Origin of the sequence: Bartonella sp. AA78NXGY, assembly GCF_042197005.1 — a bacterium.
Classification (GTDB): Bacteria; Pseudomonadota; Alphaproteobacteria; order Rhizobiales; family Rhizobiaceae; genus Bartonella.
Map to the genome: position 1 here is coordinate 1 of NZ_JBHIRI010000065.1, position 1,552 is coordinate 1,552.

The window sequence follows — 1,552 nt, forward strand, 5'->3', positions numbered from 1 at the left end:
TTGCATGGCTGCTTAAACAATACTTTAACAGCTCTAATTGGCATAGCTACACTAAAGCTACAAAAAAACAAAAAGAACTCAATCCTTATGAAGGTATGTGATTGGAGAAGAAACATTCATTTGTGGTAAGAAGGTAAAAACTAGTTAAAGAAAGTTTTGGCAACCTTTTTCGTGAGGCTTGTAACGTAGCGGGAATCGAAAAATCAGCACATGGCTTAAGAAAATTAGCAGCAACACGCGCAGTTAATTCTGGTGCAACAGTATCACAATTCAAAGCAATTTTTGGCTGGACAAATGATGCTATGGCATCTCTTTACACAAAGAGCGCAGACCGTAAAAAACTCGCTCTTGAAGCCATAAAAAAGCTTCAAAAAGATGAGGGATAGAGGCAAAAAAACTCAATAGAATCAGGAATAACCTATTCTCTCATATTAGACATAAATATTTTATTTTACACATACTTGTGATGAATCGGCTTTTAAAACTTTGTCTTTTAAAGTTTACGCTTTCTGACTCTGCATAATTTAGCGTTTTTAAGTTCTATTCTTGAAAAACTATGTAATACCTTCACAAACTATCTATTGATCTAAGGGTATTGCTCAATAATTTTTTCTTCCATTCAAATTAACTTTTTGCTTATCCCACAGAAAAAGCATTACAAATATACCTAATTTCCAGCCATATCTAGAAGAGATTTTAAACTATCGATGCAAATCTTACATAAAATTTTATTCAAATAGTGCAAATCAGCCATTCCCTCCAAGGTACTCTTTAGACGCACTAAATATCTGAATATTTTTATTTAAAAACTTAAAATCTTTTAAAGAGTTTTCTTATTGAATTGTACTTAATTTAAACTCAATAAAAACTTTCCTTGAATATATATGTCATTTTTACAAATTTATCTCTCATAAACTGTCAGAGTAATAACATTTTCTTTTCGCCAATATGAACGATCTAAATAAAATAAATATCTGGAAAGGTAAAATAATCCAAAAATACACGACCGGAATTTAATATAATTTATCAAACATTTTCAACTAAACATTTCTTATTATTACGAAAACGATTGTTAGAACTTAAAAAAAATATTGCTTTGTAGAAAATTTTTAAACAGGAAAAAAATGATAAATATCATAATTACCTTTCATTTTTTCAGAAAAAACTATCATGTTTAAAAATGAAACTCTTAGATAACACACTCAAAGAATTAACTTATGAAGAATTATTTTAATTGAAACTTAAATAGTTTTACAAAGAACGCTTTAAAATGCGTATTAAAATGATTGACCTTTTACAAGAAATTTGTCAAAAAGCATATCTAGTGTGGAGGGGTGGCCGAGCGGTTTAAGGCACCGGTCTTGAAAACCGGCGTGCAGGAGACTGTACCGTGGGTTCGAATCCCACCCCCTCCGCCACAGCACTTTTATGGTGCTATAACTTATTGATTTCATGTGTGTTTTTTCAAGGTGCGGGTGTAGCTTGCCAGCGGGTTTTGTATATTTTGCCACTAGGTTTTGTACCAATTTATTTTTTCTCAAAGAGTTTTTAA

At 31.2% G+C, this 1,552-nt stretch carries 1 tRNA gene and 1 pseudogene; both read left to right on the forward strand.

What is annotated here, in order from left to right:
* Window positions 1-100: 100 nt before the first annotated feature.
* Window positions 101-386, forward strand: a pseudogene (locus tag ACFINL_RS09615) (tyrosine-type recombinase/integrase); the annotation flags it as partial.
* Between the two features lie 942 nt (window positions 387-1,328).
* A tRNA-Ser gene (locus tag ACFINL_RS09620) sits at window positions 1,329-1,418 on the forward strand.
* Window positions 1,419-1,552 lie beyond the last annotated feature (134 nt).